We start from the raw sequence: 25886 nt of genomic DNA, 5'->3' as shown, positions 1-25886 counted from the left end.
CGCGCGGTGGCTAGTGGTTGTGCCGCGGCGGCGTGTCCACCACGCCGCGATAGGGCACGGCCAACTCTAGACAGGCGCCTGTCGACAGCGGCCCCACCGTCGAACGGTAGATCTGCTGCCACGGCGTCTGGCTGGCCGGCATCGCTGGCAGGCCCTCGGAGCGGCGGCGTGACAGTTCCTCGTCGCTGAGCAGCACGTCGCAGCGGCCCGCGTCCAGGTCGACGCGGATGACATCGCCCGTGCGCAGCCAGGCCAGCCCGCCGCCAATGGCGCTCTCGGGCGAGGCGTGCACGATGGACGGGCTGTCGGACGTGCCGGACTGGCGACCGTCGCCCAGCGTCGGCAGGCTCATCACGCCGCGGCGGATCAGTGCGTCGGGGGGCTGCATGTTGACGACCTCGGCCGAGCCCGGCCAGCCCACCGGGCCGGCGCCGCGCATGACCAGCATGCAACCCTCGTCAATCTCCAGCGTGGCGTCGTTGATGCGCGCGTGGTAGTCGTCGGCGCCGTCGAAGACGATGGCTCGGCACTCAAACGCGCCGTCCTTCAGATAGCGCAAGCGGAAGGCCGGCGAGATGACGCTGGCCTTCAGGATGGCGAAGTCGAAGAGGTTGCCGTGCAGCACGACAAAACCGGCCTCGGCCTTCAGTGGCGCGCTGACCGGGAAGATGACTTCGCGGTCCTGCGTCTCGCGGCCCTCGAGATTGGCGGCCATCGTGCGCCCGGTCACCGTCGGCCGCGCGGTGCGCAGCAGGCCGGCCTGCTGCAGCTCCCACATGATGGCCGGCACGCCGCCGGCGCGGTGGAAGCGTTCGCCGAGGAATTGGCCGGCGGGCTGCATGTTCAGCAGCAGTGGTACGCGCTGGCCAACCTCGGTCCAGTCGGCCGCCGTCAGCTCGACGCCGGCGTGGCGCGCCATGGCCATCAGATGGGGCTGGGCATTCGTCGAGCCGCCGATGGCCGCGTTGACGACGATGGCGTCGAGGAAGGCGTCGCGGCTGAGGATCTTCGACGGTCGCAGGTCCTCGCGCGCCATCGCGACGCTGCGCCGCCCGGTCTCGTAGGCCATCTGGCCGCGCTCGCGGTAAGGCGCCGGGATGGCCGAGCAGCCGGTCAGCGACAGGCCCAGGGCCTCGGCTAGCGCATTCATCGTCGAGGCCGTGCCCATGGTGTTGCAGTGGCCGGCCGAGGGTGCCGACGCGGCGGCGATCTCGATGAAGGTCTCCTCGTCGATCTCGCCGGCGGCGAGGCGCCGGCGGCCGGCCCAGATGGCCGCACCCGAGCCGACGAGCTGGCCCTCGAACCAGCCGTCCAGCATCGGCCCGCCGGACAGCACGATGGCGGGGATGTCGACCGTGGAGGCGGCCATGACCTGGGCCGGCGTCGTCTTGTCGCAGCCCGTCGTCAGCACGACGGCGTCGAGCGGGTAGCCGTGCAGGATCTCGACGAGGCCCAGATACGCCAGGTTGCGGTCCAGCGCCGCGGTGGGGCGGCGGCAGTTCTCGAAGATGGGGTGCAGCGGGAATTCCATCGCGATGCCGCCGGCGTCGCGGATGCCGTCGCGCACGCGCTTGGCCAGCTCCAGATGGATGCGGTTGCAGGGGCTGAGGTCGCTGCCGCTCTGCGCGATGCCGATGATGGGCCGGCCCGAGCGCAGCTCCTGCGGTGTGAGCCCGTAGTTCATGAAGCGCTCCAGGTAGAGCGCCGTCATGTCGACGTGGTCGGGGTTGTCGAACCAGTCCTGCGAGCGCAGCCGCTTCATCGAGCACGGCTCCGCAGATGCTTCATCAGCGCGCCGACGCCGTAGGTCCAGGGCGGCAGTGCGTCGCTGCGCTGCACGGTGTTGACGAGGGCGCCCAGGGCAGGACTCGCGATCGTCACGCGGTCGCCGAGGCGGTGCGTGAAGCCGGCGCCCGGCGCGCCGCGGTCCTGGATGGGCGAGAACATCGTGCCGAGGAAGAGCATGAAGCCGTCGGGGTATTGGTGATGCGGCCCGCAGGCATGGCCCACCAGTTCCAGCGGATCGCGGCTGATCTCCTGCATGCGGCTGACGCCGTCGAGCACGAAGCCGTCGTCTTCGCCCTCGATGCGCAGGCTGACCTCGGCCTGTCGCACCGTGTCCAGCGTGAAGTGTTCGTCGAACAGGCGGATGAAGGGGCCGATGGCGCAGGAGGCGTTGTTGTCCTTGGCCTTGCCGAGCAGCAGGGCGCTGCGGCCCTCGATGTCGCGCAGGTTGACGTCGTTGCCCAGCGTGGCGCCGACAACCTCGGCGCGGCCGTTGACGGCCAGCACGACCTCGGGCTCGGGGTTGTTCCACTGCGAGTCCGGGTGCAGGCCGACCGCCGCGCCGAAGCCGACGGACGACATCGGCTGGGCCTTGGTGAAGACCTCGGCGTCCGGGCCCAGCCCCACTTCCAGATAGGGTGACCAGGCGCCGCGGGCGACGAATTCGGCCTTCAGCTTCTGCGCGGCTTCGGAGCCTGGGCGGATGGCAGACAGGTCGCCGCCCAGCGTCGCCTTCAGCTGCTCGCGCAGCGCGTGGGCGCGGGCCGCGTCGCCACCGGCCTGGGCCTCGATGACACGCTCCAGCAGGCTGACGGCGAAGGTCACGCCGCAGGCCTTGACGGCCTGCAGGTCGCAGGGGGCGAGCAGTTGAGGGCTGGCCGGGTCGGCCAGCGCTGCTTGCATCAGGGCTTGAACGGGACCGAGCACCTGGCCGGGCGCGTTGCGGGCGATGTGCAGCAGTTCGGGGTGGTCCAGCAGCTCGGCCATCGTCGCCGCGTGGGCCGACAGGTCGACGAACTCGCCGTGGCGCACGGCCACCAGGGCCGGACCGTTGGTGTCGGTGCGCCAGACGCGGCCGAGCAGCARCGCACGGTCGGCGTCGGCGGGAAGGAAGGTGTCGTGTATCTGGGTCATGCGGCGGGGGCGGCCTGGGCGGGTGTCGGTCCCAAATTGTGAGCGCTACCTAACACGCTGCCAAGCCGGGCGGCCCCCGCAGCACCTTCCTGATCAGGAAAGGATGAGGTACTCCGGATAGCGCTGCTGGATCTCGTCCACCGAGGCCAGGGTGCCCGACAGGTGTTCGCGAACGGCTTGCTGGGTCACCTCGGCATCGCCCGATTCGATGGCCTCCAGGATGGCCTTGTGGCCGGCCAGGATGGACTCAACCTTCCCCTGCGCCGGCGCGTGCAGCAGGCGCAGCCGGTCGATGTGGCCCGACATGCGCGTCACCACCGACCACAGCCGCGGCAACCCGGCGGCCACATACATCAGCCGGTGGAACTCCTTGTCGGCGGCGATGAAGGCGGGATAGTCCTTGCTGGCGGCGAGCCCCGCTTGGCGCGACAGCTGCGTGTGCAGGTCGTCGATCACCGCCTGGTCATGGGAGAGAGCCAGCAGGCGCGCGATTTCGATTTCGATGGATCGGCGCAAGAAATGCGCTTCGCGGGCCGCCGGCACGTCGATCCGGCTGACCTGCGTCGTGTACTGCGCGCGGATGAGCACCAGGCCTTCTTCGCTGAGGCGCATGAGCGCGTCGCGCACCGGCGTCTGGCTGACGCCGAAGCGTTGCGCCAGTTCACCGCGGTCAAGGGCGCTCCCGGGCGCCAACTCCAGGGAAATGATGGCCGCTCTAAGTGCTTCGACGACCTGGGGTGCCGCGTGGCGGGTGGGATCTAGCGTGAAGTTCATCTCAAGTTGAAGGCCAAATCTGCCGCTGTTGCGCGGGCAGGGGGCATTGTCATCGCGGGCTGGAAGCGTCCGGCGCATGGGGTTCGAGCCAACCGTGCCGCGCCGAATAGGCCTGGCCCTCTCGGCGGGCATGGCTGATCTGCTGCATATGACAAAGGTGCTCCGGCCGCCAGGCTGCCGCCGTACTGCCATCGATGGATTGACAGCCGGCCGCCGCCCTTGAGAGCGCTATCCGGTTTTCGATTGGACGGCAATTTCCAAGCGGACTTTCCGTGCGACGAGTCACTAATACATTAGTACACACCCTCGTTGACTGGGGTTTCCTGTGGGCGTAAATTGAAAATGTGCGCGCTACCATTTTGATGGTGGAGGCGTCATAGAACCAATCAGGAGACAAAGACAAGATGAGCAAGACCACTTCGACGCCGCGCCGCCGCGCCCGTCTGGATCGACAGCTGGCCCTGGGCACCACGCTGCTGGCCAGCCTGATCACGCAGGCCTATGCGCAGACCGCGCCGGCGGCAACGAGCCAACAACTGGAGACGGTCGTCGTGACCGGCATCCGCAGCTCGTTGGCTGCCTCGGCGCTTTCGAAGCGCGAGAACATCGGCCTGTCGGACTCGATCCACGCCGAAGACATCGGCAAGTTCCCGGACAACAACCTGGCCGAGTCGATCTCGCGCATCCCCGGCGTCCAGGTGAACCGCGACGTGACGGGCGAAGGCCTGAACATCCAGGTCCGCGGCCTGGGTTCCAACTTCACGCGCATCCTGATGAACGGCAACCCCGTCGCATCGGCCTCCACGAGCTTCAGCAGTGCCGGTAGCGCCAACCGCGAAGTCGACCTGGACTTCATGCCGGGCGACCTTTTCTCGCGCATCACCGTGTCCAAGAGCCCCACGGCGGCGATGCTGGAAGGCGGTGTTGCAGGCGTCGTGAACATGCGCAACGCCCGCCCGTTCGACAAGCCCGGCACGCGCGGCACCGTCAAGCTGCAACTGGCCAAGAACGATCCCGCGCCCGATCCCAGCACGCGCGGCACGGCGCTCTACAGCACGACCTTCGGCGGCACCTTTGGCGTGCTGGCCGGCGTGTCCTTCGCCCGCAACAAGATCACGACGCGCGGCTTCGAAGACGGTACCGACTGGGTCACGCCCCGTCTGACCAACCCTTTGCAGACCGGCGCGGGTACCTCAACCACCAATGGTGCCTGGGGCATCCCGACGGCCGTGCCTGCTGCGGCTGCAGGCACCTATGGTTCGACGACGTTGACGGCTGGCCAGCCCGTCGACAGGGCCTTGCTGCAGCAACTGAACCCGGGCACCACGATCCAGCAACTGGACAACGGCTATCTGCCGCGCCTGCCGCGCCCGGTGAACTTCACGGGTGAGCGCAACCGCAACAATGGCCTGCTGAGCTTCGAGTTCCGCCCGACCGACGATTTCGATGCCTACCTTGATTTGCTGACTGGCAGCAAGACCAGCAAGCAGGAGCGGGTCGACTTCGACATCAACGTTCGCAACAGCGCCGTCATCCCTACGGCAATGACCTATGACCGCAGCGACTGCGCGGTCTACTGCTTCGTGACGGGCGGCACTCTCCTCAACGGCACCGGCTTCCTTGAATACCGCCGGATGGACGAGAGGAGCAGCTTCACGTCCCTGAACCCGGGCTTCGAATGGCGCATCTCGGACAAGTGGACGCTGGACGCTCAGGCCAATCAGGCCAGCAGCAGATTCAGCCGCCTCGCACCCACTCTCCTGGTCCCGACTGACGCGGCCAAGCCGTTCACGGTGAGCATCGGCTCCAACGCCAACTTCCCGGTCTACACGCCCAACGGCTTCGACCCCAACAGCCCGGCCGGCTACACCTGGGACCACCACGGCAACGCGACGGGCGCCCAGATCAGCATCAATCGCGAAGACCGCTTGATCAAGACGAGGGGGGCACGCTGGAACCTGGCCTGGGGTGACGACAGCCTGACCGTCAAGGGCGGCATGGCCTATGACACCTACCACCGCCTGATCACGCCGTACACCGACGATGGCCGTCTGCAGAACGTCGTCTGCGGCGGCAACCTGAACGTCCGCATGTTCTCGCCCAACACCACCAACCCGAATGGCTGCGCGATCATTCCGATCACGGCCAACCCGGCGACGCAATACCCTGGCTACGGCCAGGGCGCGACGGCCGGTGGCCCCCCGCTGGCCTACCAGGGCTCGGCCGTGCCGGACATTTCCAAGTACCTGGTACCCGGCCCCAACGGCTTCGTGGTGATTGACTGGAACCGCTTCGCCGGGGCCACCGGCTACGAAAGCATCACCGCCAGCATGGCCCAGAGCGCGGGCAGCAACGGCCTCAGCGGTGCGTCCCCGCAGGACTTCAGTGAAGAGGTCTTCGGCAGCTACATCGAGGTGGCCGGCCAGACGCGCATCTTCGATCGCCTGCTGCGCTATGACTTGGGCCTGCGTCGCGCGCACACGATGCAGACCGTCGGCGCGTACACCGGCAACATCGTCGATCCGCGCAGTGCAGGCCAGACCAACGGTGGCCTGTACCCCTACCTCGTCACGGAGACGACGGGCCGGACTTCATACAGCAACAACCTGCCCAGCGGCACGCTGGCCTACAACCTGGCCGACGACATGATTGTCCGCGCGGCGGCTTCGAAGGCCATCACCCGTGCTGATCCCAAGGCGCTGCAGCCGCTGAGGGCTTCGTCGAATGACGTGGCCCTGTCGAATGCCAACGCCACCAACCCCGGGCTGAAGCCCTTCGAGTCCAAGAACATGGACCTGGGCTGGGAGTGGTACACGGACAAGAAGGGCAGCTATGTCGCGGCGGCCTATTTCGAGAAGAAGATCAAGAACTTCCCGCGCACGGTCGTGCGCCAGATGACGCTGACGCAGATCCGCCAAGAGTTCGGTGCCGACTCGTTGCAGTACACGGCAGGCAGCGCGATCGACCTGGCGGTGACGGCGGCCGGCGGCCCCGACAAGTTCAACATTCCGCTGTCGCAGCCGGTCAACACGGCTGACGTCATGAAGTTGAAGGGCTGGGAGTTGAGCTGGGCGCAATCGTTGGACCGCTTCCTGCCGATCAACGGCTTCGGCTTCTACGCCAACTACACCCGCAGCAAGCAGGACGCCGGCACCAGTGGCCAGGTGCCGGTTGGCGCTGCGCCGTATACCGCCAACCTGACCGTGTACTTCGAAAACAGCCGCGGTTCCATCCGCCTGAGCAACAGTTATCAGGCCCGGACTCCGTTTGAGTCGAAGAACACGGATTCCATCCCGGCAGGCACCATGTTCAAGTACAACAAGGCCTACTACCAGGCGGACCTCTCGACCCGCCTGGAAATCGGCGACTGGGTGGGCTGGAAGCAGGGCGTGTCGCTCAACTTTGACGTTGCCAACCTGAACAAGGCCACGCAGAAGTCCTACATCCAGGAAGAGCTCGCCGTGCGTGGCTACTGGGATCCGGGCCGTACCTACCAGCTGACCGCTCAGATGAAGTTCTGACCAGAGGCAGGCCATGTTCGACGTCTTCCGCCTGACGCGTGCCTCGCAGCGCACCAACTTCCAGTTCGCCAACGCGCCCTATGCGATCTACGAGCTGGGTCGCACCTACCAGGTGGGTCTGCGCGCCAGCTTCTGATTCATCGTGTGTGTCTCCGCCAGCGGTCCGGGTGTGGCCCGCTGGGGGTTCGATGAGGGTCTTCGCCGGCCGAGGCGCAGCCCTCATCTTTTTATTTGGGCCTGCCGGAGTTCCGTGACGGTGCGGCCGGCGACGCCCCAGTTGTCGGTGTCGACCTCGTCGATGACGACAAAGGTGGCCGCCGGGTCCTTGTCCAGCACGCGGACCATCATCTCCGTGGCCTCGGCGATCAATTGCTTCTTCTGCGCCAGCGTTACGCCTTCGCGCGTGACCTCGATGCGGATATAGGGCATGGTCAGTTCTCCAGATGGGTGTAGAGCTTGGCGACGATGGACCAGCGGCCGTCGTGCTTGAGCAGGCTGAGCTGGTCGAGGTAGTTGAAGCCCAGCATGTCGCAGCGCGCCGTGGCCAGCGCGACGGCGCCGTCGATGCGCAGCGCCACCAACTCCATGCGCTGCGCCTCGCCCCTGCTTTGCGGGCTGGCCCGGGTCGCCACCACCTGCAGATAGGGCTCGACGTCGCGCAGCAGCAGCTGGCCGCCGACCTCGCCGTAAAGCCTGGCCTGCGGGTGGAAGACCTGCGCGAGCAGGTCCACGTCGCCGCGGTAGAGGCCGTCGAAATAGCGCTGCAACAGCGCCAGCAACTCCTCGCGGTCGTTCATGTCGGCCACCTCACCACTTGCCCGCGCTCATGCCGCCGTCCACCGGCAGCACGACGCCGGTCGTGAAGGCAGCGCCCGCCAGATAGAGCACCGCATCGGCAATCTCCTGCGCGGTAGCAATGCGGCCGGCCGGCTGCAGCGTGTTCAGGAAGCCGTGCATGTCGGCCGTGTACATCGGCGTGTCGACGATGCCGGGTGCGACGGCCGCGACCTGCACGTTGTGCGGCGCCAGCTCGAGAGCCAGAGCGCGGGTGGCCTGGTTGATGCCGCCCTTGATCAGCACCGGCAACACCGCCGGCACGCCCTGGATGGGCTGGGAGGCGATGGCGGCCGTGATGTTGATGATGTGACCGGCCTTGCGCTCCACCATGTGACGAGCGGCGGCCTGGGACGGGTAGACGAAGCCCTTGAGGTTGGTGTCGACGAGGGCATCCAGCTCGGCCGGCGTGTAGTCGACAAAGGGCTTGGCGTTGAAGATGCCGGCGTTGTTGACGAGCACGTCGACGCGGCCGAAGCGTTCGATGGCGCGCTGCACGAGGGCCGTGCCGGTGGCCGGGTCGGCCACGTCGCCGGCGACGGTGAGCAGGTTGTCGGGCTTGCCGAGTTCGTCGGCGGCCTGCTGCAGGCGCTCGGCGCTGCGGCCGTTGGCGACGACCTTGTCACCCTGCTTCAGGAAGGCGGCGGCGATGGCCAGGCCAATGCCGCTGGAAGCGCCGGTGACGATGACGGTACGAGGAGAGTGGTTCATGGAGGACTCCGTTGGGTTGCGATGGACTCAAATCTATTGGCGACGTCGAGATCAATAAATAAGATCCAGACCACTTCAGTATTTACGTCATGTAATCCATGAATCGGCAGTTCGACGACCTGATGCTGGGCAGCCTGGAACTCTTTTGCACGGCGGCGGAGCTCGGTGGCTTCACGGCCGCAGCCACCGCGGCGGGCGTGACGCCGGCGGCCGTCAGCCGCACGGTGGCGCGGCTGGAGGAGAGATTGGGGGTGCGCCTGTTCGTGCGCACGACGCGCCAGATCCGCCTCACCGACGCGGGCCAGGCCTACTACGAGCAATGCCGGCAGGTGCTGAACCAGTTGGTGGAGGCCGAGCGCGAAGTCAGCGGTCGCCAGGCGGCGCCGAGCGGCCTGCTGCGCATCAGCGTGCCGACAACCTACGGTCACCATCGCCTGCTGCCGCGCCTGCCCGCCTTCCGCGAGCGCTACCCGGACATCCGTGTGGACGTGCACGTCAGCAACCGCAACATCGACTTCGCGGCCGAGGGCTATGACCTGGCCGTGCGCGTGCGGGCGCCGGCCGACTCGACGCTGATCGCGCGGCACCTGGAAGACGCGGAGCTGGTTCTGGTCGCCGCGCCCGACTACCTGCGCCGTCGCGGCGAACCGCAGTCACCCGATGACCTGGCCCGGCACGACTGCATCCAGTTCGAACTGCCCAGCAGCGGCCGCACCATCCCCTGGCTGTTCCGTGACGGCGACCAGGATGTCGAGCGCCAGACCACCGGCGGCAGCAGCTGCTCCGACGATGTGCTGGCCGGCGTGACGCTGGCGCGCCATGGCGCCGGCATCTTCCAGGCCTATCGCTTCACGGTGGAGGAAGAGCTGCGCCAGGGCCGCCTTGTCGAGCTGCTGAAGCCCTTCGGCGGCCGCTCGCGGCCTTTCAACCTGCTCTACCCGCACCAGCGGCATGTGCCGCTGCGGGTGAGGTGCTTCGTGGATTTCCTGTTGGCAAGCGCCTAGAGGATCTCGAAGCGCACGTCGATATTGCCCCGCGTCGCGTGCGAGTAGGGGCAGATCTGGTGGGCGCCGTCGACGAGCTGCTGCTTCTGCGCTGCATCCAGGCCGGGCAGGTCGATGGTCAGCTTCACGGCCAGCCCAAAGCCCTGGTCGGCCGTCGTGCCGAGGGACACATCGGCATCGACGCTGACCTCGTCCGGCACCCGGATGCCCAGCGGCGCGCCGGCGCGTCGCATCGCGCCCATGAAGCAGGCCGAGTAGCCGATGCCGAAGAGCTGCTCGGGGTTGGTGCCGGGCTTGTTGGAGCCGGGCGGGCTGAGCTTGACGTCGAGGGCGCCATCGCTGGACTTGCCCCAGCCGTCGCGGCCTCCGGCGGTGTGGGTGTGGGCGGTGTAGACGACTTTGTCGATGGTGCGCATGGTGATCAGGCCTCGGGTTGGAAATGGCGCAGGGCCGACAGGGCCATGCGCACGACATTGCGGGTTTCGTTGACGCTCGCCCCGGCCTTGGCGCTCAGGCGCAGGCCGCGCATGACGGTCAGCACGAAGTCGGCGGCAGCGGCCTCGTCCAGCGTGGCCGGCAGTTCGCCCAGCGCCTTGGCCTGGGCGAGCGTGGCGGCCAGATCCGCCTTGGACCTTTGCGCGCCCTGTCGCAGGATGGCGGCGACCTCTTCATCGCTGGTGCCGATCTCGGCCGCGGTGTTGACCGACATGCAGCCGCGCGTGCGCGCCACGCCGCTGGAGGTCGCGATCGAGGTCAGCAGCGTCTCGACGCCGGCGAGTGGCGACGGCGCGGAAGCCAGCACCTTCTGCAGCGACTTGGACCGCTCGGCCTGGTAGAGGCGCAGCGCCTCCAGGAAGAGGCCGCGCTTGCTCTCGAAGGCGTTGTAGAGGCTCTGGCGGCCGATGCCCATGGCCTCGACGAGATGGGGCATGCCCGTCGCCTCGAAGCCCTGGCACCAGAAAACCTCCATCGCACGATGAAGGACTTCGTCTCTGTCGAATTCGGAAGGTCTTGCCATGAATCGAATTGGACTTGTTTTTGAACGATCAGTCAAGAATAATGGCTTCCATCGATTTCGCCACCCGCAGTCCACGCCCATGCATCTCCACCGCCGTTCCTTCCTTGCCGCCGCAGCTGCCGTGGCCGGCTCGACTTCCCTGCCGACGTTCGCCTCCGCCCCGCGCGGTTTCGGCGCGCTGCGCCAGATCGATGCCGGCGTGCTCAACGTCGGCCATGCCGACCTCGGCCCGCGCAACGGCCCGCCGGTGCTGCTGCTGCACGGCTGGCCCTATGACATCCACACCTATGAAGAAGTGGCGCCGCTGCTGGCGGCCCAGGGCTATCGCGTCGTCGTGCCGTATCTGCGCGGCTATGGCTCGACGCGCTTCCTGTCGGACGCGACGCCCCGCAACGCGCAGCAGACGGCCATCGCCGCCGATGCCATCGCGCTGCTGGATGCACTGGGCATCCAGCAAGCCGTCGTTGCCGGTTGCGACTGGGGCGCCCGCACCGCCTGCGTGATGGCGGCGCTGTGGCCGCAGCGCGTGAAGGCGCTGGTGTCGGTCAGCGGCTATCTGGTCACCAACGTCAAGGCCGGCCCGCAGCCGCTGGCGCCTGGCGACGAACTGGCCTGGTGGTACCAGTTCTACCTGGCCACCGACCGCGGCCGTGCCGGCTACGAGAAGAACCATCGCGACTTCGCCCGCCTGATCTGGCGCCAGGCCTCGCCCGACTGGCGCTTCGACGACGCCACCTTCGAACGTTCGGCGCCGGCTTTCGACAACCCAGATCACGTTGCCATCACCGTGCACAACTACCGGTGGCGGCTGGGCTTGGCCGAAGGCGAGGCGCGCTATGACGCGCTCGAAGCGCGGCTCGCGGCGGTGCAGGGCGTCGCCATGCCGGCCATCACGCTGGAAGGCGACGCGAATGGCGCGCCGCACCCGCCTGCGGCTGCGTACGCGAAGCGCTTCACAGGCAAGTACGAGCACCGCGAGTTGAAGGGCGGCATCGGCCACAACCTGCCGCAGGAAGCGCCGGCCGCCTTTGCGCAGGCCGTCATCGACGTCGGCCGGGCCTGAGCATGAAGCGCTTCCTCGCCACCCTGTTGGCCCTGCTCCTCACGGGCTCCATCGCCGCCCAGCCCAGCCTGCAGGGCGGCGGCGAATGGATCAACTCGACGCCGCTGACCTTGAACGCATTGCGCGGCAAGGTCGTGCTGGTCGACTTCTGGACCTATTCCTGCATCAACTGCCAGCGCACCCTGCCGTACTTGCGTGCCTGGGCCCAGAAATACGGCCCCCAGGGCCTGGTCGTCGTCGGCGTGCATGCGCCGGAGTTCGGCTTCGAGCGTGATGTGAAGCGCGTGCGCCAGGCGGCGATGGACGGCAGGCTCGACTACCCCATCGTGCTGGACAACGACTTCGCCATATGGCGGGCCTTTCGCAACCAGGCCTGGCCGGCCCTCTACTTCCTCGACGCCCAGGGCCGTGTGCGCCACCAGCAGTTCGGCGAGGGCGACTACGAGCGCGCCGAGCAGCTCATCCGCGAACTGCTGCGTGAAAGCGGCAAGCCGCCGGAAGCCGGCATGGCCCAGATCGCGCTCCAGGGCATTGGCGCCGCCCCCGATCTGGCCAATGTGCGCTCACCCGAGACCTATCTGGGCCATGCGCATGGCGCGGGCCCCGGCGTCCTGCCCGACCGCCTCAAGCGCTATGGCGGCGGCGCCCCGCGGCTCAACGAATGGCGCCTCGCCGGCGACTGGACCGTGCGGCCCGAGTACGCCGAGTTGTCGGGTGAAGCGGGCAGCGTGACGCTGCGCTTTCACGCGCGCGACCTGCACCTCGTGCTGGGGCCGGCGGCCGATGGCCGGCCGCTGCCGTTTCGCATCACGCTGGACGGCAGGCCGCCCGGCCCCGACGCGGGCCTGGACGTCGATGCCGATGGCCGCGGCATGGCCAGCGGCGAACGCCTCTATCAGCTGGTGCGCCAGCGCGGGCCGGTGCGCGAGCGGACCTTCGAGATCCGCTTCGAGGCGCCCGGTGCGCGCGCCTATGCCTTCACTTTCGGTTGACCTCTGAGAGGACTTCGGATGAACACCTCACCCCAACCGCCTCAACCGCCCCAGGCCCTGCAGCCGGCGCCACGGCCGGCTGTCTCCTTCGGCCGCATGCTGGTGCTGGCGCAGCGGCGCTTTCGCGCCCAGCAGCAGCAGGGCCTCGCGGCGCCCGCCTAGCGGCGCGCCCGCGCCGAGGCCAGCGCGCTGTCCAGCGCCTCCAGCAGCCGGCGTGGCTCCAGGGGCTTGGTCAGGTAGCGGAAGAAGCCCGCCGCCAGCCCGGCCGCCGCGGCGTCCGGCATGGCATTGGCGGTCAGTGCAATGATAGGGATATGGGCCGTGCGCGGGTCCATGTGCAGGATGGACTGGGCCTCGCGGCCGGTCATGCGCGGCATGTTGTTGTCCATCAGGATGACATCGGGCAGGTGCTGGCGGGCCATCTCGACGCCGAGCTGGCCGTCGTGGGCCGTCAGCAGCCGGATGTCACCGCGCGCGGCGAGCAGTTCCTCGACAAGCTGGCGGCTGGCGGGGTTGTCCTCCACATAGAGCACGGTCGCCGGCGCCTCGCCCGCACGCGGCGCGGCCGTCAGGCTCGCGAGGTCGCCCCAGTCGGTCTCGGCGTGCGGCACCGCGGGGAGTTCGCTGGCGCGCAGGTCGACCCAGAACACGCTGCCCTTGCCGGGCACGCTGCGCACGCCGATATGGCCGCCCATCAGCTCGACGAGGCGCTGGGTGACGACCAGGCCGATGCCCGTGCCCTGTTCGGGCCCGCCCTCCTGGCCGAGGCGGTTGAAGGGCTGGAACAGCGCCTTGACCTGCTCGGGCTCGAGGCCGGCGCCGGTGTCCCTCACCGAGATGCGCACATGCCGGGCATCGGGCCGGTCGCAGTCGACGTGCACGGACCCGCCCGGGCGGTTGTACTTGATCGCGTTGCTGACGAGGTTGAGCACGACCTGCTTGAGCCGCATGCGGTCGGCCAGCGCGACGCAGCCGCTGCTGCTGGCGAAGGCCGCGGCGATGCCGCGCTGGTTGGCCAGGGGCTCGATCATCTTGCGGCATTCGGCCAGCACATCGTCCAGCGGCACCGGCTCGACCGACAACTCCACATGGCCGCTCTCGATGCGGGCGAGGTTGAGGATCTCGTTGATCAGCGTCAGCAGATGCTTGCCCGCGCCGACGATGTGGTCGACGAACTCCTGGCGCCGCTCGGGCTTGGCGTCGGCGATGTTGGTGCCCAGCAGCTGGCCGAAGCCGATGATGGCGTTCAGCGGCGTGCGCAGTTCGTGGCTCATGCTGGACAGGAACTCGGACTTCGCGAGGTTGGCCTTCTCGGCCACGGCGGTGGCGAGCTGGAGCTCCTCGTTGGAGGACTGCAACTGGGCCGTGCGTTCACGCACCCGCGCCTCCAGCTGCTCGTTGAGCCGCATGATTTCCTGGGCGTGCCTCTCGATCTCGCCCAGCATGCCGTTGAAGGAATCGGCCAGCACGCCGACCTCGTCGTCGGTCAGCTTGGGCGCGCGGCGCGAGTAGTCCTGGCGCTGCATGACATCGCGTGCCACGTCGCTGATGGCCAGGATGGGCCGCACGACGGCACGCTGCAGCCGCATGGACAGCAGGAAGGCGATGCCCAGGGCGACCAGCGCGACGACGGCGGCGATGCCCAGATAGGTCAGCACGCGGTCGTAGAGCGCGTACTCGGCCCGCAGATAGACGCTGCCGATGGAGCGCCCATCCTGCACGATGGGCAGGGCGACGGCGATGTCGCGGTCGGCACGGTGCACGCCGTTCTTGCCGGCACGGGCGGGCAGCGGAGCATCGGCGCCTGGGGCCGTGTAAGACGCGAAAGGTTCGCCCTGCGCACCGTAGATGGCGGCGGCCCGCACACGCGGCTGCAAGCGCAGCAGTGCGAGGTTCTCGCTGGCGACCTTGACGTCGTCGAACTCCAGCGCCGGTGCCGTCGAATGGCCGAGCAGCTCGGCCTGAGCCTTGAGATCGGCCACCCAGCCTTCGTGATAGGCCCGCAGGTCATAGACCACCATCGCGCCCAGCGCGACGAGCAAAGCGACCAGGGCCGTCAACATCGTGACGCCGAGCAGTCTTCGCTGGAGTGAGAGCCTGAACATCTATGACCTGCCTTCAACCCGACGCGCGACGCCAAGCAGGCGTACGCTGATCTTGAGGCCACTTTGCGTCGCCAGGGGCAACAGGATGTCAAAACGCACCTTGTCGTCGACGACCACGAAATTGATCATGCCTGTTGCTGCGCCGGGGTCAAGCTCCGTGACAGTTAGCACCGGCCGGCCCAGCAGGGCCGTGAGCAGGCCGGGGGCATGCGAGGCCATGCCGCGTGACACGAAAAGCGCGTGGACGCCCTCAGGCACCTCGCCGCGCACGAGCCGGCGCACTTCAACGGGCCGCCCGGCCACTGAAGTCGCCACGGCGGTGCGGCGGAACTCCTCGACGACCGCCTCACTGGCCAGCACGCCGATGCGAAACGGCTCGCCGGCCGCGCCCAGCGTCTGCGGCGGCCAGTCGATGTAGTTGCCAAACTTGCAGACGAAGGCGGCCTTGACCTGGTATTCGACCAGGCCGTCGTCCTCGCCCGCATGCGCCGCACCGGCGGCAGCCAGCGCCGCGAGCAGCAGCGTTCGGCGAGCGAGTACGGAGGCCGTCATCAGAAGCGCGTTCGCATCTGCAGCAGCACGTTGCGGCGGAACTCGGTGCGTGTCTGCACGGCGGTGAATTCGCCGTGGCTGCCGAACAGGTTCTGCGCCGTCAGCGCGATGTCGACGTCGGGGCCAAAGCGCCCGCCCAGCCGCAGGTCCAGGGCCGTGTAGGCCGGCACATCGGGTGCGCGCAGCGCAGCAACATGGCGCAGCATCAGGTCCAGCTCGGCGTCGCGCGGCAGGTTGAAGGCAGCGCGCAGCCGCCACAGCTGGCGCGGCATGGCGCCCTCAGCGGCGGCCACGGAGTTGGCCGTGTCGATGCTGTCGGGCTTGAGCCGCAGGTGCGGCTCCAGCAGCGTGAGGCCGCCATGCAGGCGCAGCCAGGGCGCGGCCTGCACGCTGGCCCAGGCCTCCAGCCCGCTGACGCGGCCCCGCATGCCATTGCCGAAGTACACGGAGGTCTGGCTGGGCGCCAACTCCTGGGTGCGCAGATGGTCGTAGTCGCCATGAAAGGCCGTGGCCGACAGCGTCAGTGCGGGCAGTGGCTGGCCGCGGTAGCCTAGCTCCAGCACATTGGCCGTCTCGGCGCGAAAGCCCGCGCCGCCGTTGAGCAGGAAGGGCGGCTGCGCAGGGATGTAGATGTCGCGGTCCAGCCGCGACGGTGCACGCACGGTGTGTGCGGCTGAAGCCCACCACAGTTGGCCGGGCGAAGGCTTCCATGCCAGGCGCAGATTGGGCAGGAACTCGTTGCCCGTGTAGTCATTGCGTTCGATACGCGCACCGAGCGTCACGCGCAGGCCTTCGGCAACCGCGACCTCGTCCTGAACGAACAGGCTGGTCCAGGCCTGGTTCAGTCGCTCGGGCAGGAAGGCGAACTCAGGTGCGCCGTGGCCGACGCGGTCCTGCGAGCGGCGATGGTTGGCGCCCAGCACGACGGTGTGGTCGGGCGTGGGCCGCAATGTGTACTGCACTTCGAAATCGGCGATCTGCAGCGTCTCGTCGAAGGTGGGCGGGTTGACGCGCGCGGTGCGGTCCAGATAGCCCTGCATGGTGAGCTCGCCGCCGCCGACCGGCCGTTCCCAGCGCGCCAGCAGGTTGGCACCGGAGAGCCGGATGGTGTCCAGCGCGAAGTTCACGCCCGTGACGTCGATGCTGCCCGGCAGCGGCTGGCCGTGGTTGCCGCGGTAGGCATTGCCTTGCAGCGTGACGCGGTCGTTGCTGCGGCCCCAGTCGGCGCGAAAGCCGCCCCTGAGCATGTGGCCCGCGTCCTCCACGGGCGCGCCGGCCGCCGTTTCGGTGCGATCCTGGCTGGTGTGCTTGACGTACAGCCGCATGTCGCCGTCATTGCCGAGCGACCAGCCATGGCGCAGCACCGCGGCGCGTTCCTTGCTGCCGGCGGCCAGGGATGCCAGCGTGCCGCGCGTGGCCGCGGCGCTGCGCGTGATGATGTTGATGACGCCGTTGACCGCGTTGACGCCCCACAGCGTGCTGCCCGGGCCGCTGCTGACCTCGATGCGATCGATATCCTCCAGTGCGACGTCCTGCACGTCCCAGAACACGCCGGCAAACAGCGGTGTGTAGACCGAGCGCCCGTCGATGAGGACGAGCAACTTGTTGGCCGAGCTGGCATTGAAGCCGCGTGCACTGATCGCATAGTCGCCGCTGGAGGTCTCGGCGACGTGCAGGTTCGGCGCCAGGCGCAGGGCCTCGGGCAGGCGGGTGACGCCGGAGCGGCGGATGTCGTCGGCCGTGATGACGAAGAGGGAGGCCGCCGCGTCGCCCAGGCGCTGCTCACGCTTGGCGGTGGAGGTGATGGTGACGTTGCCCAGTTCCTCCAGGCTCAGGTCGACCAGGGCAGCAGCCTGGGCTGCGACAGGCCCCACCCATAGCGCGGCTGCTGCAATGCAACATGCCCGGCCCGGCGACAGTCCCATGCACCCTCCCAACGGTGTCCTGGTCGCTCGACGATAACGCAGCGACCGGGCGGGGGCAACGCAAGCCCGGGTGAGGTGTGGTGCCGGACGAGAACCCGTGACGAACGACTCATTTCACCGGTACAGCTAGCCTGGGCGCTCTGCCCTCAGTTGCTTCGTCATGACCCGAAAACTCACCCTCGGCCTGGCGGCCTGCTTGCTTGCCATGGCTGGCATTGCCCGTGCTGCCGATGGCCCCACGCCGCCCAAGGCCGGCGAGCTGAGCCTGAGCTGGCCCTATGCCGCGGCCGCGCTGCGCAGCGGCGCCGCCACGCCCGAACTGCGAGCCCTGGTCTGGTATCCGGCGCGGGCCGATGCCAAGGAGGCCGATGTCATGGCCGGGCCGGCCTTCAGTGCCGGCCGCGTTGCGGCGCGGGCCCCCTGGGTCGACGAGGCCAGCCACCCGCTGGTGCTGCTGTCCCATGGTTTTGGCGGCGCGGCGCGCCAGCTGACTTGGCTGGGCGAGGCGCTGGCGCGCGCGGGTTATGTGGCGGTGGCTGTCGACCATCCCGGCACGAACGGCATCGACGGCGTGACGCCGGCCGGCGCCTACGCACCGTGGGAGCGCGCCGCCGACCTGCGCCTCGCCCTGGACCGCCTGTTGAGCGACGCCGCCCTCAGCCCGCGCATCGACCGCGAGCACATCGGGGTGGCGGGCTTTTCCATCGGTGGCTGGACGGCCTCACTGTTGCTTGGCGCCAAGGCCGACTTCGCGCGTTTTCGCAGTTTCTGCAGCAGCCCGCAGCGCGACAGCATCTGCGACCCGCAGGTCGAGTTCGACCTGAACTACCTGCGCCAGCACGAGGAGCTCAGGCGCGTTGGCGCCGAGCGCCTGCTGCTGGGGGAGCCCGGCGACTATCGCGATGCGCGCATCAAGGCCGGCGTGCTGCTGGCGCCGGCCCTGGCCCAAGCCTTGGCGCCGGACAGCCTCGCGCGCATCACGGTGCCGGTGCTGCAGATCGCGGGTGACGCCGACGTCGTCGTGCCGACGCCGACCAATGCGGCCTGGCTGCAGCCGCAGATCAAGGGGTCGCGGCTGCAGGTACTGCCCGGTGTCGGGCACTACGACTTCCTGTCGCTGTGCACGCCGGCCGGGCGCGGCATGTTGCCGCTACTCTGCGCTGAGGCCGGCCCGCCGCGGCGGGCCACGCACGAGCGGACCGTCGAGGCTGTGCTGTGCTTCTTCGCGCAGACGCTGCGGCCGGCGCCGCCTTGATGCGGCCACGTCGGCCAGCAGCAGTTGCAGGGCCAGCGTGGCGAGCAGGGCAGGTGCCAGCTCGGCCTCCAGTCCGGTGATGAGCTGCACGGCCGTGCTGCCGGCCTGGGCGCCCTCGGTGATCCAGACGCCGGGTGCGCCGGGGCTTGGCGTCGCGGCGCTGCCCAGGGCCAGACAGACGGCGGGCGTGGCCGGCGGCAGCTCACCCGGCAGCAGCGGCCGCGCTGGGATGCCGGCCCGCCACAGCGCCTGCAGGGCCAAGTCGCGCAACGGCGCATGGGCCGTGTCGGCGAGCACGTCGATCTGGTGGGCGCTGGCCAAGGTCGCGGTGGCCAGCATCAGGGTGGCGGGGTTCAGCCCGCGCAGGGCCTGGGTGCTGCGCGCCAGCAACGGGTGACCGACGGGCACTTCGTCACCACCGGCGGCCAGGCTCTCGGCCAGCGCGCGTTTGAGGCTCTTCACGCCGTCGTAGCCCAGGGCGCGGCAGAAGCGTATGACTTGGGGCTGGCTGACCTCAGCCGCCTCGGCCAGGCGTGCCGTGGCCGTTTCCAGGGCGACCCGGGGGTTGGCGAGCACGACGTCGGCGACGCGGCGCTCGCAGCGGGTCAGGTGGGCATAGGCGCCGCGGATCTGTGCACAGACGGCGCCGGTGGCGGGGGTGTGCAGGGCCAGGTCCAGCGCGCGGGCGGCGCCGCTCCAGCCGGAGGCGTCTTCCGGTGCGAGCCTGAGCGCCCGAGCCCAGGGCACGGTGCACAGCGTGGCCAGGCCCAGCCGTCGGCTCAGCTGGTCCGCCGCCAGCTCGGTGTCCGTCATCAGCACCGCGTGGTGCACCGGCCGGTGCAGCGCGGCGAGGGCATCGGCGAGGGCGGGTGCCAGTTGGGCACCGTCCTGCACGGGCTCGTCGCGCACATGGGCGCGGCGGCCGTCGGCGTGCAGCAGCAGCGTGTGCAGCCGCCCGTCGCGCCAGCAGGCAAGCAGCCGCGGCCAGGGTTGGGTGTCCATCAGCTCTTGAACAGACCGGCGAAGCGCCAGCCATAGAAGGCGATGCCGGCGTAGCACAGTGCCGGCACGCCGAAGGAAGCCTGTAGGCCGATGACATCGGCCGCGTGGCCTTGCAGCAGCGGCAGCAGCGCGCCGCCGACGATGGCCATGCACAGCAGGCCCGAACCTTGGGGCCCCTGCGCGCCCAGGCGGTGCACGGCCATGCTGAAGATGGTCGGGAACATGATGGAGTTGCACAGGCCCACGGCCAGCAGCGCCCACATCGCGAGGGCACCGTGGGCCGTCATGCCGACGGCGATCAGCGCGACGGCCAGCAGTGCATGCACGGCGAGCAGGCGGCCCGGCGCCATGAAGCGCATCAGGCCCGCGCCGACGAAGCGGCCGACCATCGAGCCGCCCCAGTAGAGGCTCAGGTAGGGGAAAGCCTGCGCGGCGCTGAGGCCGGCGGTCTCTTGCATGAAGTTGATGAGCAGGCTGCCGATGCTGACTTCGGCGCCGACGTACAGGAAGATCGCAACGACGCCCCAGAACAGGTGCGCGTGGGCGCGCGCCACGGCGACGGCCGACTCGGTCGTCGGTGCGCTTTCGTCGGCGATGCGCGGCAGGCGGGCGATGGCAAACAGGCCGGCGAGCACCAGCAGCGTGGCGGCCAATGCGAGGTAGGGGCCGTTGACGTCACCGCCGGCATCTGTGGCAGCCGCGGGCAGGATCAGCACGCCGAGCGAGGGGGCCACGGTCGTGCCGAGAGAGTTGAAGGCCTGCGTCAACGTGAGCCGGGCCGACGCCGTGCGCGGGTCACCCAGCGCCGTGACATAGGGGTTGGCCGCGACCTGCAGCACCGTGATGCCGGCGGCGAGCACGAAGAAGGCGAACAGGAAGAGGGCGTAGCCGGCGCTCACAGCCGGCAGGAAGAGCAGGCAGCCGATGGCTGCGACGACGAGCCCGGCGACGGCGCTGCGTTGGTAGCCCAGGCGCTTGATCAATCGCCCGGCCGGCAGCGAGACAAGGAAGTAGGCGCCGAAGAAGCAGAACTGCACCAGCATGGCCTGCAGATAGCTCAGCGTGTAGAGGGCCTTCAGGTGCGGGATCAGCACGTCGTTGAGCGCCGTCAGCAGGCCCCACATGAAGAACAGCAGCGTGACGATGGCGAGCGGTGCGCGGCTCTGAGCGGGCAGTGGCAGGGCGGAGGAGGGGACGGACATGGGCTCAGGGGGCTAGGGCAACGAATCGGATGGCCTGACCGCCGCCGGGCGCGAGGCGCAGCGGCAGCGTGTCGGTGGACTGCACGGTGACCTGCTCGGTGACGAGATCGAAACGGTGCTGCGCGTCGCGGTAGTCGGCGTTGTCGCCGTCACGATAGATCTCGGCGCGGTAGCGGCGGCCGGGCGTGAGGAAGCCCAGCGGCAGCGTCAGCCGACGGCCGTCGCCATTGGTGATGGCGCCGACATACCAGTCCTCGCTGCGTCTGTCCTTGCGGGCGATGGTCGCGACCTCGCCGAGCTCGCCGTGGATCACCTTCGTCGTCTCCCAGTCGGTCGGCACATCCTTGATGAACTTGAAGGCGGCCGGCCAGCGCTCGTAGTGCTCGAGCAGGTCGGGCACCATGACGACGGGTGAGTACAGCGCGACATAGAGGGCCAACTGCTTGGCTTGCGTGGAGTTCAGCCTGCGGTCGCCGGCGCCGTTGAGGCTGACGATGCCCGGCGTGTAGTCCATCGGGCCGCTGAGCATGCGCGTGAAGACGAGGTTGACCTCGTGGTCCACCGCGTTGATGGGGTCGCCCCAGGCGTTGAACTCCTGGCCGCGCGCGCCCTCGCGCGACACCCAGTTCGGGTAGGTGCGGCGCAGGCCCGTGTCCTTGACGGGCTCGTGCGTGTCGATGGCGATGCGATGCTTGGCCGCCTCCTGCACCGCCTTGACGAAATGGCGCACGCCTTCCTGCGACTCGGTGAAGCCGAAGTGGGTGCCGCCACCGCTGGCATTGGCGAACTGGGCCGTGCCGGCGTCGGTCACATAGCCGGACTTGACGACGTCGACACCCAGCTTGGCGTACAGGGCATAGGCCGCGTCCATCTGCGCCTCGTAGCGAGCGATATTGCCGCCGGTCTCGTGGTGGCCGACCAGGTGCACGCCCTTGGACCTGGCGTAGGCCGTGACGGCTTCGAGGTCGAAGTCGGGCATGGACTTGACGTAGTCGAAGGCCGAGCCGCTGCCGACCCAGTTGCCGTCCCAGCCGAKGTTCCAGCCYTCCACCAGCACGCCGCGGAAACCGTGCTTGGCTGCGAAGTCGATGTGGCGCTTGGTGTTGGCTGTCGTCGCACCRTGCGTGGCGCCGCTGGACCAGCTSGACTTGTTCAGGTGCATCTCCCACCAGACACCGACGAATTTGCCGGGCTGGAACCAGCTCACGTCGCCGAGCTTGTTGGGCTCGTTGAGGTTGAGTTCGAGATTGGATTCGTAGAGAGCGCCGGCTGAAGCCGCCACGCGCAGCGTGCGCCAGGGCGTGGCGAAGGCGCCGTGCTTGAAGACCGATGCACCGCTGGCGCTGGGCGCGAGTTGGGCGCGCAGCTTCTGGCCGCCCACCTTGCGCACCCACATCGAGGCGTAGTCCACCAGCGCCGCCTCGTGCAGCGCGAGATGCAGGCCGCTGCGGGTGCGCATCGTCAGCGGCGTGTTGGCCAGGCCCACTTCGGCCAGCGGCGTGCGCTGCACCGGGTACTCCAGCACCAGGGCCTCGCCCGCCGGGATCCACCAGGCCGTGGCGGGCTCGGCGATGTCGAACTCGGTCAGCTCGTCGCTGATGCGGGCAATGGGCAGCTGCGCCTGCTCGGGCAGCTCGTAGCGAAAGCCGAAGCCGTCGTCGAAGACGCGAAAGCGCAGGCCCATGCCGCGCCCGCCTTGGGCCGGCTGCGACAGCTCCACCATCAGCTCGCGGTAGTGGTTGCGTACGCGGCGGCTCTCGCCCCAGGGCTGCTCCCAGGTGTCGTCGTGCTCGGTGACCTTCTGGCCGACCAGCTTGAAGCCGCCGTCGAGCTGGTGGGCGTTGGTCAGCAGCAGGCCCAGGCGCGAGGTGTTGATGAGGGGCTTGCCAGCGCGGTCCACGCGGTAGGCCAGGCGCCCCTCGCCGGTCAGCTGCAGCGTGACGACGAGCTGCTTGTCGGGCGAGGTGACGGTGGCCAGCGTTTCGTCGGCGTGGGCGCCGGCGCAGAGGACGAGGGAAAGGAGGGCAAACAGGCAGCGGGTCAGCATGTCTCGGTTTCCTGGACAGCGGCGCAATGGGCCGCGATGTATTCGGCATGACCCGGCATCTGCGCGACGCAGCGCTGGATGACGGCCTGGGTGTCGTCCAGATAGTCGCCGATCTCGCTCTCGGAAAGCGCTTCGGCCAGCGGGTGATGGCCCTGGGGCCGGATGCCCTGGCCATGCAGCACCTGCAGCCAGCCCACCTCGGAGAACAGCTCGTCGCCGTGGCGCACGATGCGGCCGCTGGCGCGCCAGAGGTCGAGCTTGTCCTGCAGCGTGTCGGGCAGGTCCATCGTTCGGCAGTGGTTCCAGAAGGCGGTGTCGCTGCGGGTGGTCGCGTGGTAATGCAGGATCAGGAAGTCGCGGATGCGTTCGGTCTCGAAGTTGCTCTGCCGGTTGAACTCGGCGATGTGTGCCGCGTTGAAGCCTTGGTCCGGGAAGAACTGGATCAGGCGCGAGATGGCGGACTGCACGAGGTGGATGGACGTCGACTCCAGCGGCTCCATGAAGCCCGACGACAGGCCGACGGCGACGACATTGCGGTTCCAGACCTTGCGCCGGCGGCCGCTCTCGAAACGCAGCACGCGCGGCTCGGCCAGCGCCTCGCCGTCGAGGTTGCGCAGCAGCAGCGCCGCGGCCTCGTCGTCGCTCATGGCCTGGCTGGCATAGACATGGCCGTTGCCCACGCGGTGCTGCAGGCCGATGCGCCATTGCCAGCCCGCGGGGCGCGCGGTGGCGCGGGTGAAGGGCAGCAGGTCGGGGCTGGAAGCGCTCGGCGCGACGACGGCGCGGTCACAGGGCAGCCAATGGTTCCAGTGCTCGTAGCCGGTCTTCAGCGTCTGCTCGATGAGCAGGCCGCGAAAGCCCGAGCAGTCGATGAAGAGCTCGCCTTCCAGCGTCGCGCCGCTGGCCAGGCGAACGCTGCGCACATGGCCGTTTTCCTGCAGTTGCGCATCCAGCACGCGGCCTTCGGTGCGCTGCACGCCGAGCTTCTCGGCATGGCGGCGCAGGCTGCGGGCGTAGAGGCCGGCGTCGATGTGGAAGGAATGGACGATCTCGGCCAGCGGCGAATGGCCGAGGCTGGCGTCCGCGCGCATGAAGCGGTGGGCGCGCGCTGCCGAGCCGTTGATGGAATAGGCCCACAGGTCTGGCGCGCGGCCGGCCTGGTGCATGCGCAGCCAGTAATGGTGGAAGGGCAGGATGCTGGAGCGGTGGCCGATCTGGCCGAAGGCGTGCAGATAGCGGTCGCCGATGGCGCCCCAGTCGCGGAACTCGATGCCGAGCTTGAACGTGGCCTGCGTCTCGCGCATGAATTCGTTCTCGTCCAAGCCCAGCAGCTGGTTGAACTGCCGGATCAGCGGGATCGTCGATTCGCCGACGCCGACGGTGGCTATCTCCTCCGACTCGACGAGCTTGATCGTCACGCGGCCGTTCGTCACCTTGGCGAGTGCGGCCGCCGTCATCCAGCCGGCCGTGCCGCCGCCGACGATGACGACGGTGTTCAGGTTCTGCTGCTGCATGGAGCCTCCCTACTGCACGAGGACGCGCCAGCCCCAGGCGGGCAGGCTCAGCGTGGCGCCGTCTTCCAGCTTGACCTCAGCGCCGCCGTTGAAGTCGACATAGCGGCCAGCGTGGCGTGCACCCTTGAGCGCGACGTCGACGGGTTTTGCGGACAGATTGAAGACCGCCAGCACCTTGTCCTTGCCATTGCCGCGCACGAAGCTGAAGACCTGCTTGGCTGCGCTGTTGGCGACCGGTTCCATGACGGCGCCATCCGCGCCATTCCACAGCGCCGTGTTGCGCTTCTTCAGCGCGATGAGGCGCTTCAGCAGGTCACCTTCAGGTGCGTCCTTCCAGTGGATCGGGTCGCGCTCGAAGAAGGCCAGGCGCCGCCGGTTGCCGGCCTCCTGGCCGTTGTAGATCAGCGGCAGGCCTTCGCTGATGAAGCTCAGCACGGTCACCGCGTCCACGGCGGCGCCGAAGATCTCGTGCTCGGTGCCTTCCCAGGCGTTCTTGTCGTGGTTGGTCGTGTAGAGCAGGCGATAGGCCTCGCGTGGGTAGAACTTGCGGTTCCACGCGTAGTAGGGGTAGAGCGAGGTCGCGTCGGCACGGCCTTCGGCGATCAGCTTCATCGCGTCCCACCAGCTCCAGGCATAGGTGGCGTCGAAGGCCTTGGCGTGCAGGTCGCGGCTTTCCCATTCGGCGAGCAGGAAGACGGGCTTGATGGCGCGCAGTTCCTTGGCGGCCTGCTCCCAGAAGTCCAGCGGCGACAGGCCGGCCGCATCGACGCGGTAGCCGTCGACACCGGCCTCGCGCACCCAGTAAGTCAGCGCCTGCGTCATGTAGCGACGCAAGGCGGGCTGGTCGTAGTCGAGGTCGATGATGTCGTCCCAGTCGTACCAGGGCGTGGGGGTGAATTCACCGCGCTCGTTGCGGGCATACCAGTCGGGGTGGCTCTTCACGAGCACGTTGTCCCAGGCGGTGTGGTTGCCGACCCAGTCGAGGATGACCTTGAGGCCGAGCGCATGGGCCGAGGCGACGAAGCGCTTCAGGTCGGCCAGTGTGCCGAGCTCGGGGCTGACGGCCAGATAGTCGCTCACGGCATAGGGGCTGCCGAGGCTGCCCTTGCGCTGCTTTTCGCCGATGGGGTGGATGGGCATCAGCCACAGGATGTCCACGCCGAGGTCTTTGAGCCGCGGCAGCTGGGCTTCGGCGGCGCGCAGCGTGCCCTCGGGGGTGAACTGGCGCGTGTTGATCTGGTAGAGCGTCGCGTTGCGTGCCCAGGCAGGGTGCTGGACGTGAACGTATGACTTGGGCTGATACGTGGTGAGCGGTGCCGCGAAGGCCGGAGCGCAGGCGAGCGCGAGCAGGAGGTGCGCGAGTGCGCGGAGTGAGGAGGTCACGATGAGGCGGGTCGAAGCAAAGAAGGCCACGCCCAGCCGGTGACGGCGGGCGCGGCGCGGGGGCT

The 25886-nt window shown here is 68.7% G+C and carries 23 protein-coding genes; 7 read left to right on the top strand and 16 right to left on the bottom strand.

Annotated features, from left to right (window positions below; genetic code table 11):
- Positions 1-10: 10 nt before the first annotated feature.
- The 3 genes from AC1DW3_RS13880 to AC1DW3_RS13870 form a co-directional block, all read right to left on the bottom strand.
- Positions 11-1762 (bottom strand): IlvD/Edd family dehydratase, encoded by a 1752-nt coding sequence (locus AC1DW3_RS13880; protein WP_477931908.1) that lies wholly within the window; start codon positions 1760-1762, stop codon positions 11-13.
- The gene (locus AC1DW3_RS13875) at positions 1759-2919 is read right to left on the bottom strand and encodes a fumarylacetoacetate hydrolase family protein (protein ID WP_477931907.1); all 1161 of its coding nucleotides are present in this window, start codon (positions 2917-2919) and stop codon (positions 1759-1761) included. The genes AC1DW3_RS13880 and AC1DW3_RS13875 overlap by 4 nt, the downstream gene beginning before the upstream one ends.
- 93 nt (positions 2920-3012) lie before the next feature.
- Entirely contained in the window at positions 3013-3771 is a 759-nt protein-coding gene (locus AC1DW3_RS13870) for a GntR family transcriptional regulator (RefSeq protein ID WP_477931906.1), read from the bottom strand.
- Positions 3772-4097: 326 nt separating this feature from the next.
- Between AC1DW3_RS13870 and AC1DW3_RS13865 the strand changes: the two genes are divergently transcribed.
- Both AC1DW3_RS13865 and AC1DW3_RS13860 read left to right on the top strand, forming a co-directional pair.
- Positions 4098-7214 carry a TonB-dependent receptor gene (locus AC1DW3_RS13865; protein ID WP_477931905.1) on the top strand — a complete coding sequence of 1039 codons (3117 nt, stop codon included), beginning with the start codon at positions 4098-4100 and terminating at the stop codon, positions 7212-7214.
- A 13-nt stretch (positions 7215-7227) separates the two neighbouring features.
- Positions 7228-7350 carry a hypothetical protein gene (locus AC1DW3_RS13860; protein ID WP_477931904.1) on the top strand — a complete coding sequence of 41 codons (123 nt, stop codon included), beginning with the start codon at positions 7228-7230 and terminating at the stop codon, positions 7348-7350.
- 83 nt (positions 7351-7433) lie between these two features.
- Here the strand turns inward: AC1DW3_RS13860 and AC1DW3_RS13855 are convergent, their stop codons facing one another.
- From AC1DW3_RS13855 to AC1DW3_RS13845, 3 genes are read right to left on the bottom strand one after another with little or no spacing between them, the layout of a single operon-like run.
- Entirely contained in the window at positions 7434-7643 is a 210-nt protein-coding gene (locus AC1DW3_RS13855; protein WP_477931903.1) for a tautomerase family protein, read from the bottom strand.
- A 2-nt stretch (positions 7644-7645) separates the two neighbouring features.
- Positions 7646-8011: a nuclear transport factor 2 family protein gene (locus AC1DW3_RS13850; RefSeq protein WP_477931902.1), complete on the bottom strand. Its 366-nt coding sequence runs from the start codon at positions 8009-8011 to the stop codon at positions 7646-7648.
- Between the two features lie 10 nt (positions 8012-8021).
- Entirely contained in the window at positions 8022-8759 is a 738-nt protein-coding gene (locus AC1DW3_RS13845; RefSeq protein WP_477931901.1) for an SDR family NAD(P)-dependent oxidoreductase, read from the bottom strand.
- A gap of 98 nt (positions 8760-8857) precedes the next feature.
- Between AC1DW3_RS13845 and AC1DW3_RS13840 the strand changes: the two genes are divergently transcribed.
- Positions 8858-9763, top strand: coding sequence for a substrate binding domain-containing protein (locus tag AC1DW3_RS13840; protein ID WP_477931900.1), 906 nt, complete (start codon positions 8858-8860; stop codon positions 9761-9763).
- On the opposite strand, the gene AC1DW3_RS13835 is transcribed toward AC1DW3_RS13840, so the two are convergent.
- Positions 9760-10179 (bottom strand): organic hydroperoxide resistance protein, encoded by a 420-nt coding sequence (locus AC1DW3_RS13835; protein ID WP_477931899.1) that lies wholly within the window; start codon positions 10177-10179, stop codon positions 9760-9762. The genes AC1DW3_RS13840 and AC1DW3_RS13835 overlap by 4 nt on opposite strands.
- Before the next feature lie 5 nt (positions 10180-10184).
- Entirely contained in the window at positions 10185-10733 is a 549-nt protein-coding gene (locus AC1DW3_RS13830) for a TetR/AcrR family transcriptional regulator (protein WP_477931898.1), read from the bottom strand.
- Between the two features lie 127 nt (positions 10734-10860).
- Between AC1DW3_RS13830 and AC1DW3_RS13825 the strand changes: the two genes are divergently transcribed.
- Genes AC1DW3_RS13825 through AC1DW3_RS13815 form a run of 3 tightly spaced genes read left to right on the top strand, consistent with a single transcriptional unit; the run spans position 10861 to position 12998 of the window.
- Complete coding sequence (locus AC1DW3_RS13825; RefSeq protein WP_477931897.1) at positions 10861-11844, top strand: alpha/beta fold hydrolase; 984 nt, start codon at positions 10861-10863, stop codon at positions 11842-11844.
- A gap of 2 nt (positions 11845-11846) precedes the next feature.
- Positions 11847-12836 carry a thioredoxin family protein gene (locus AC1DW3_RS13820; RefSeq protein WP_477931896.1) on the top strand — a complete coding sequence of 330 codons (990 nt, stop codon included), beginning with the start codon at positions 11847-11849 and terminating at the stop codon, positions 12834-12836.
- 18 nt (positions 12837-12854) lie between these two features.
- Positions 12855-12998, top strand: a complete 144-nt coding sequence (locus tag AC1DW3_RS13815; RefSeq protein WP_477931895.1) for a hypothetical protein — start codon at positions 12855-12857, stop codon at positions 12996-12998.
- On the opposite strand, the gene AC1DW3_RS13810 is transcribed toward AC1DW3_RS13815, so the two are convergent.
- Genes AC1DW3_RS13810 through AC1DW3_RS13800 form a run of 3 tightly spaced genes read right to left on the bottom strand, consistent with a single transcriptional unit; the run spans position 12995 to position 17367 of the window.
- Positions 12995-14941, bottom strand: a complete 1947-nt coding sequence (locus AC1DW3_RS13810) for a sensor histidine kinase, YfiR-like protein-associated (RefSeq protein WP_477931894.1) — start codon at positions 14939-14941, stop codon at positions 12995-12997. The two genes, AC1DW3_RS13815 and AC1DW3_RS13810, sit on opposite strands and share 4 nt — an antisense overlap.
- On the bottom strand, positions 14942-15493 hold the full coding sequence (locus AC1DW3_RS13805; RefSeq protein WP_477931893.1) for a TOL_0243 family YfiR-like periplasmic protein: 552 nt from the start codon (positions 15491-15493) through the stop codon (positions 14942-14944).
- Positions 15493-17367, bottom strand: coding sequence for a TOL_0244 family TonB-dependent receptor (locus AC1DW3_RS13800; RefSeq protein ID WP_477931892.1), 1875 nt, complete (start codon positions 17365-17367; stop codon positions 15493-15495). The genes AC1DW3_RS13805 and AC1DW3_RS13800 overlap by 1 nt, the downstream gene beginning before the upstream one ends.
- Positions 17368-17578: 211 nt before the next feature.
- On the opposite strand from AC1DW3_RS13800, the gene AC1DW3_RS13795 reads away from it, so the two are divergent.
- Positions 17579-18673, top strand: coding sequence for an alpha/beta hydrolase family protein (locus AC1DW3_RS13795; protein ID WP_477931891.1), 1095 nt, complete (start codon positions 17579-17581; stop codon positions 18671-18673).
- Here the strand turns inward: AC1DW3_RS13795 and AC1DW3_RS13790 are convergent.
- From AC1DW3_RS13790 to AC1DW3_RS13770, 5 genes are read right to left on the bottom strand one after another with little or no spacing between them, the layout of a single operon-like run.
- Positions 18569-19675, bottom strand: a complete 1107-nt coding sequence (locus tag AC1DW3_RS13790; RefSeq protein ID WP_477931890.1) for a MurR/RpiR family transcriptional regulator — start codon at positions 19673-19675, stop codon at positions 18569-18571. The genes AC1DW3_RS13795 and AC1DW3_RS13790 overlap by 105 nt on opposite strands.
- Positions 19675-20877 carry a sugar MFS transporter gene (locus tag AC1DW3_RS13785; protein WP_477931889.1) on the bottom strand — a complete coding sequence of 401 codons (1203 nt, stop codon included), beginning with the start codon at positions 20875-20877 and terminating at the stop codon, positions 19675-19677. The genes AC1DW3_RS13790 and AC1DW3_RS13785 overlap by 1 nt, the downstream gene beginning before the upstream one ends.
- A 4-nt stretch (positions 20878-20881) precedes the next feature.
- Entirely contained in the window at positions 20882-22924 is a 2043-nt protein-coding gene (locus AC1DW3_RS13780) for a glycoside hydrolase family 97 protein (protein ID WP_477931888.1), read from the bottom strand.
- Positions 22918-24438 (bottom strand): tryptophan halogenase family protein, encoded by a 1521-nt coding sequence (locus AC1DW3_RS13775; protein ID WP_477931887.1) that lies wholly within the window; start codon positions 24436-24438, stop codon positions 22918-22920. Before AC1DW3_RS13775 ends, AC1DW3_RS13780 begins: the two co-directional genes overlap by 7 nt.
- A 9-nt stretch (positions 24439-24447) precedes the next feature.
- Positions 24448-25821: an alpha-amylase family glycosyl hydrolase gene (locus AC1DW3_RS13770; protein ID WP_477931886.1), complete on the bottom strand. Its 1374-nt coding sequence runs from the start codon at positions 25819-25821 to the stop codon at positions 24448-24450.
- Positions 25822-25886 lie beyond the last annotated feature (65 nt).

The organism is Roseateles sp. P2_H4 (assembly GCF_056403315.1).
This window is presented reverse-complemented; position numbering and strand designations above follow the sequence as displayed.